Genomic DNA, 235 nt, shown 5'->3' with positions numbered 1-235 from the left:
ATCATGGAAAGCTTTAGAGCAACTTTATAAAGATGGTCGTGTGCGCGCTATTGGCGTGAGTAATTTCCATATTCACCATTTGCAAGACGTATTTGAAATTGCTGAAATTAAGCCTATGGTTAACCAAGTGGAATACCATCCACGTTTAGCACAAGAAGAATTGCACACTTTCTGTAAAGAGCATGGTATTCAGCTTGAAGCTTGGTCACCATTAATGCAAGGACAACTACTAGAT

Annotated in this window: 1 protein-coding gene; it reads left to right on the top strand. The window is 39.1% G+C overall.

The annotated features are described in order from the left end of the window. Window positions 1-235: aldo/keto reductase (locus JDS92_RS30500; RefSeq protein WP_199633073.1), on the top strand; the 235-nt coding region annotated here is incomplete at both ends.

The organism is Bacillus cereus group sp. N12 (assembly GCF_016483575.1).
GTDB classification, from domain to species: domain Bacteria; phylum Bacillota; class Bacilli; order Bacillales; family Bacillaceae_G; genus Bacillus_A; species Bacillus_A toyonensis.
The sequence above is the reverse complement of the archived record's forward strand: the minus strand, read 5'-3'. Positions and strand labels throughout refer to the sequence as shown.